6 protein-coding genes are annotated in these 4964 nt (G+C 62.2%); 5 read left to right on the top strand and 1 reads right to left on the bottom strand.

Going from position 1 to position 4964, the window contains the following annotated elements:
* Positions 1–27: 27 nt before the first annotated feature.
* On the bottom strand, positions 28–312 hold the full coding sequence (locus VNZ93_RS13665; RefSeq protein ID WP_325705799.1) for an usg protein: 285 nt from the start codon (positions 310–312) through the stop codon (positions 28–30).
* Positions 313–617: 305 nt separating this feature from the next.
* Between VNZ93_RS13665 and groES the strand changes: the two genes are divergently transcribed.
* From groES to VNZ93_RS13640, 5 genes are all read left to right on the top strand, one after another.
* Positions 618–932, top strand: coding sequence for a co-chaperone GroES (gene groES / locus VNZ93_RS13660; RefSeq protein ID WP_325705797.1), 315 nt, complete (start codon positions 618–620; stop codon positions 930–932).
* Positions 933–966: 34 nt separating this feature from the next.
* Positions 967–2610: a chaperonin GroEL gene (groL, locus tag VNZ93_RS13655; protein WP_325705794.1), complete on the top strand. Its 1644-nt coding sequence runs from the start codon at positions 967–969 to the stop codon at positions 2608–2610.
* A gap of 139 nt (positions 2611–2749) precedes the next feature.
* Entirely contained in the window at positions 2750–3076 is a 327-nt protein-coding gene (locus VNZ93_RS13650) for a hypothetical protein (RefSeq protein WP_325705792.1), read from the top strand.
* Positions 3077–3130: 54 nt separating this feature from the next.
* Positions 3131–4624 carry an AMP nucleosidase gene (locus VNZ93_RS13645; RefSeq protein WP_325705789.1) on the top strand — a complete coding sequence of 498 codons (1494 nt, stop codon included), beginning with the start codon at positions 3131–3133 and terminating at the stop codon, positions 4622–4624.
* A gap of 26 nt (positions 4625–4650) precedes the next feature.
* Positions 4651–4964 (top strand): cupin domain-containing protein (locus tag VNZ93_RS13640; RefSeq protein WP_325705786.1); only part of this gene is annotated, 314 nt, incomplete at its 3' end.

Here is a 4964-nt window from a genome sequence, read left to right as displayed (position 1 = left end):
CGCCCCGCTCCCGTTCGAGCGGAACCGTTAGTGCAGCCGGAACACCCCGTCCACGGCGCGGATCTCCGCCGGACGTATCAGCCGCGAATGCGCGACCGTGACCGTGTGCAGGAGGCCCTCGATCGACTTTTCCCAGAACCGGAGAAACTGGTTCAGTTCAGGAAAGTCCGGACAGAGGTCGTAGTCTTGCCAGACATAGGTCTGCAGGAGCCAGGGATGGTCCGGACGGCGGTACAGGATTTCCGCCGTCGTCAGGCCATATCCATCCACCTGCTTTCTGAAGTCTTCCGACGGCAGATTTCTTGATGGCATGTCAGTCCCCAAGGAAAGCGATTCTCACCTCTCGTGAGGCGAATAGAGTTCAATCGTCGCCCGCTTCTGACAAGCTCAAAATTTGAATTTTGTTCCTAAAATCAATGCATTAGCAGCATCTCCGAAAGGCTGCTGACAGCGCCGTTAACCACACGAAAGCGTGCTAGCAGTCCTCCTTGACGAGTGCCAATTTTTTGCTGCAAACCCCTTGCTTATGGAGCAACCGGCCCTAGATCGCCGACAACCGGTTCCAAGCCGGTTCTCCGACTCCAAATTTCGTCTCGAAACACTGATGGAGGATTCCCATGAAGTTCCGCCCGCTTCACGACCGCGTCGTCGTCAAGCGCATCGAGTCCGATGAGAAGACCGCCGGCGGCATCATCATCCCGGACACTGCCAAGGAGAAGCCCCAGCAGGGCGAAGTCATCGCCGTTGGTCCCGGTGGCCGCGACGAGTCTGGCAAGCTGATCCCGCTCGACGTCAAGACCGGTGACACCGTGCTGTTCGGCAAGTGGTCCGGCACCGAGGTCAAGATCGACGGCGTCGAATACCTGATCATGAAAGAGAGCGACATCATGGGCGTGATGGAAGACACCGTCGCGCGCAAGAAGGCCGCTTGATCCAAACAAAGAAATAATCCGAGGAAAATAAACAATGGCTGCGAAAGACGTAAAATTCTCCGTCGACGCGCGCGAGAAGATGCTGCGCGGCGTGGACGTTCTCGCGAATGCGGTGAAGGTCACGCTCGGTCCGAAGGGCCGCAACGTCGTGCTCGACAAGTCGTTCGGCGCCCCGCGCATCACCAAGGACGGTGTGACGGTCGCCAAGGAAATCGAGCTCGAGGACAAGTTCGAGAACATGGGCGCCCAGATGGTGCGCGAAGTCGCTTCGAAGTCGTCGGACTTCGCCGGTGACGGCACCACCACCGCCACCGTTCTCGCCCAGGCGATCGTGAGGGAAGGCGCCAAGTCGGTCGCCGCCGGCATGAACCCGATGGACCTGAAGCGCGGTATCGACCTCGCCGTCGAAGCCGTCGTCGAGCATCTGAAGTCGAACTCCAAGAAGGTCACTTCGAACGACGAAATCGCCCAGGTTGGCACTATCTCCGCCAACGGCGACAAGGAAATCGGTGACTACCTCGCCAAGGCAATGGCCAAGGTCGGCAACGAAGGCGTGATCACGGTCGAAGAGGCGAAGTCGCTCGAGACCGAACTCGACATCGTCGAGGGCATGCAGTTCGATCGCGGCTACATCTCCCCGTACTTCGTCACCAACGCCGACAAGATGCGCACCGAATTCGACGATGCGTATATCCTTGTCTACGAGAAGAAGCTGTCGGGCCTGCAGGAGCTGCTCCCGCTGCTCGAGGCGGTCGTTCAGACCTCCAAGCCGCTTGTCATCATCGCTGAAGAAGTCGAAGGCGAAGCGCTCGCGACCCTCGTGGTCAACAAGCTGCGCGGCGGCCTGAAGGTTGCGGCGGTGAAGGCTCCGGGCTTCGGCGATCGCCGCAAGGCCATGCTGCAGGACATCGCGATCCTGACCGGCGGCCAGGCGATTTCGGAGGACCTCGGCATCAAGCTGGAAAACGTCACGCTCAACATGCTCGGCCGCGCCAAGAAGGTGCTGATCGAGAAGGAAAACACCACGATCGTGAACGGCGCCGGCAAGAAGGCCGACATCGAGGCTCGCGTGAACCAGATCAAGGCGCAGATCGAGGAGACCACCTCGGACTACGACCGTGAGAAGCTGCAGGAGCGTCTGGCGAAGCTCGCAGGCGGCGTCGCGGTGATCCGCGTCGGCGGCGCGACCGAAGTCGAGGTGAAGGAGCGCAAGGATCGCGTTGACGATGCCATGCACGCCACCCGCGCTGCGGTCGAGGAAGGCATCCTGCCGGGCGGCGGCGTCGCCCTGCTCCGTGCCACCGAAGCCCTGAAGAAGGTCAAGACCGCCAACGACGACCAGAAGACCGGCGTCGAGATCGTGCGCAAGGCCCTGCAGGCTCCGGCCCGTCAGATCGCCACGAACGCGGGCGAAGACGGCTCGGTCATCGTCGGCAAGATCCTGGAGAAGGACCAGTACACCTTCGGCTTCGACGCGCAGAATGCCGAGTACGGCAACATGCTGTCGAAGGGCATCATCGACCCGACCAAGGTCGTGCGTGCTGCGATCCAGAATGCCGCGTCGGTGTCCGGCCTCCTGATCACCACCGAAGCCATGGTTGCCGAACTGCCGAAGAAGGCAGCGCCGGCGATGCCGGGCGGCGGCGGAATGGGCGGCATGGGCGGCATGGACTTCTAAGTCCTTCGCTCGTCGCGAAAGAATGCGAAGGGGCCGCGCAAGCGGCCCCTTTTCTTTTCAGCAGGACAGGCGCATGGCTGCGCCCCGCTTTCACCACAGGCCGATGCGACCGCTGACCACGCAAATCGGAATTGCGAGAATGATCTTCAGAGCGCTGCTCGCCCTTGCCATCGTCCTGCCCATTGCCGCGAACGACGCTTTCGCCGACAGCAGGACACAACGGCCGAAACTAACCGTCCGCAAGCAGGCGTGGAAAGGTTACGGCTTCCTCCCCGGCTATCCTCGCACCGAACGTGAGCGCCAGCGCGACCGCGCATACGAAGACCGGCGTTACATCGGCTGGGATGGCCGCACCTATTACGGCTTCGGCGGACCCGGCTTCTATGGCGGCCGCTACAATGGCGGGAGCTTCGGGCCATGCTGGACCTCGACCCCGATCGGCATGATCTGGAATTGCGGGCGGTAGTGCGGCTCCCCTGTGTCCCTTGACTTCGCCCCGATGCAGGCGAAGCTCGGGCTCATGCAAGATCCGGCCGCTTTCCTCTCCCCGCCTCCTCTGCCCGCCGAACGCTTCACCGACGCCAAGGCCGCGGTCGCACGCATCGCGCACATTTACCGGCGCAACACGACCTTCCTGCGCGAGCAGTTCGAGGCCTTCGCCGCCGGTGCGCCGCTCGAAGCACGCGTGCGCGCCACCTATCCATTCATTCGCATCACCACGGACACGCACGCGCGGCTGGACTCACGCCTGTCCTACGGCTTCGTGTCCGGTCCGGGCACCCACGAGACCAGTGTGACCCGCCCGGATCTGTTTCACGATTACCTCATCGAGCAGATCGAGCTATTGCTCACCAGTCACCGCGTGCCGGTCGAGATCGGGGAATCACACGAACCCATCCCGGTCCACTTCGCCTACACATCGGACATCGGGATCGCCGCAAGTCTTGTATCGGGCGGTCTTGAGGCTGCGGGACGCCCCCTGCGCGACCGGTTCGACGTGCCCGATCTTGCGACCATGGACGACTCGATCGCCGACGGCACGCTGCCGCTTGCGCCCGGTGCGCCCGCGCCCCTCGCGATGTTCCGCGCCGCGCGGGTGGATTACTCGCTGCACCGGCTCATCCATTACACCGGCACCGATCCCGAGCACTTCCAGAACTTCGTGATCTTCACGAATTACCAGTTCTACGTGGATGCGTTCGTGCGCATGTGCCGCGAGAGCGTTGCGGCCGGCACTCCCTCGTACGACGCTTTCGTCGAACCGGGAAACATCATCACGCGCCGCGGCGAGCCCGCCGCGATCCCCACGGGCCCGGCACGCTTGCCGCAGATGTCTGCCTATCATCTCGTGGCGCCGCGTAGCCGAGGCATCACGATGATCAATATCGGGACCGGCCCATCCAACGCGCGCAACATCACGGATCATGTGGCGGTGCTGCGCCCGCATGCATGGCTGATGCTTGGACATTGCGCGGGCCTGCGCAACACCCAGAAGCTCGGGGACTATGTGCTCGCGCATGGCTATGTACGCGAGGACCACGTGCTGGATGAGGAGCTTCCGATCTGGGTGCCGATTCCCGCTCTTGCCGAAATCCAGGTCGCGCTCGAACAATCGCTCGCCGAAGTCACCGGCCTCTCCGGCTACGACCTTAAGCGCATCATGCGGACCGGCACGGTCGCGAGCGTCGACAATCGCAACTGGGAGCTCGGCAACCATGGAGCGGTGATCCAGCGGCTGTCGCTGTCGCGTGCGGTCGGCCTCGACATGGAATCGGCCACGATCGCCGCCAATGGCTTCCGGTTTCGTGTTCCCTACGGCACGCTGCTGTGCGTGTCGGACAAGCCGTTGCATGGCGAGATCAAGCTCGCCGGCATGGCGGCGGAGTTCTATCGGCAGCGTGTCAGCCAGCATCTCGAAATCGGTCTCGCAGCGATCGAGAAACTGAAGTCGCAGGAATGGGAACGGCTGCATTCCCGCAAACTGCGCAGCTTCGCGGAGGTTGCCTTCCAGTAAGTCAGTCCAGCACAGGAGAAGCCAGCATGTCCGATATCAAGCTTGCGCCGGGGATTACGCCAGCGGGCAAGAGTTCGACGCCGACAGTGTGGAATATTCTCGGTCACACCTATTATGAGAAATCGAATTGCGGCACGTCATTCTCTTTCGAGACGTTCGACCCGCCGGGCACCTTCGTGCCGCCGCACATTCATCCGACGCAGGACGAATTCATCTACATGCTGGAAGGCACCTTTGACCTGTATCTCGATGGCCAATGGGTGAAGGCGTCTGCGGGCGATCTGGTGCGCATGCCGATGGGCTTGCCGCACGGCTATTACAACAAGACCGACAAGCCGAC

It is taken from the genome of Pseudorhodoplanes sp. (assembly GCF_035565795.1).
Classification (GTDB): Bacteria; Pseudomonadota; Alphaproteobacteria; order Rhizobiales; family Xanthobacteraceae; genus Pseudorhodoplanes.
This window is presented reverse-complemented; position numbering and strand designations above follow the sequence as displayed.

Excerpts from the sequence above, each read along its gene's own strand:
- VNZ93_RS13650 (WP_325705792.1), top strand. The coding sequence starts at position 2,750 with ATGATCTTCAGAGCGCTGCTCGCCCTTGCCATCGTCCTGCCCATTGCC.
- VNZ93_RS13645 (WP_325705789.1), top strand. The coding sequence starts at position 3,131 with ATGCAAGATCCGGCCGCTTTCCTCTCCCCGCCTCCTCTGCCCGCCGAA.
- VNZ93_RS13665 (WP_325705799.1), bottom strand. The coding sequence starts at position 312 with ATGCCATCAAGAAATCTGCCGTCGGAAGACTTCAGAAAGCAGGTGGAT.
- groL (WP_325705794.1), top strand. The coding sequence starts at position 967 with ATGGCTGCGAAAGACGTAAAATTCTCCGTCGACGCGCGCGAGAAGATG.
- groES (WP_325705797.1), top strand. The coding sequence starts at position 618 with ATGAAGTTCCGCCCGCTTCACGACCGCGTCGTCGTCAAGCGCATCGAG.